Raw genomic sequence first — 453 nt, 5'->3', positions numbered from 1 at the left:
CCTGTCGGCCAGCCAAGTCGGGCGGCGCCTGGCGCGGCTTGAATCGGAAGGCGTGATCGAGGGCTACCGGGTGGTGCTCTCGCCGACCGGGCTGGGGCTGGGCGTGACGGTGTTCGCGAGCGTCAAGCTGGCGCACCACGGCGACGCCATCGTCGAACGCTTTCATGAAGAGATCAGCCTGCTCGATGCGGTGCAGGAATGCTATTCCGTGGCGGGCGACGCCGATTACATGCTGCGCGTGGTGGTGCCCGACCTGCCGGCGTTGTCGGAATTCGTCATGCGCAAGCTGATGCGCGTGCCGGGTGTGGATAACGTGCGTTCCAATATCGTACTGACAGCCCTGAAGAGGGATGGCGCGTTGCCGCTATCCCACCTTGGTGGGTAAATTCGCGCCTTGCGCCAGGGTGCTCGGCGTGTCACGCTGCAAGCCGACATGACTTTGCTGATATGAAA

General features: G+C 63.6%; 1 protein-coding gene. It reads left to right on the top strand.

Going from position 1 to position 453, the window contains the following annotated elements:
- On the top strand, window positions 1-385 hold a 385-nt coding region (locus D7V93_RS44035; protein WP_147451735.1), incomplete at its 5' end, for an Lrp/AsnC family transcriptional regulator.
- Window positions 386-453: the final 68 nt, after the last annotated feature.

The organism is Corallococcus llansteffanensis (assembly GCF_003612055.1).
In the GTDB taxonomy this organism is placed as follows: domain Bacteria; phylum Myxococcota; class Myxococcia; order Myxococcales; family Myxococcaceae; genus Corallococcus; species Corallococcus llansteffanensis.
The sequence above is the reverse complement of the archived record's forward strand: the minus strand, read 5'-3'. Positions and strand labels throughout refer to the sequence as shown.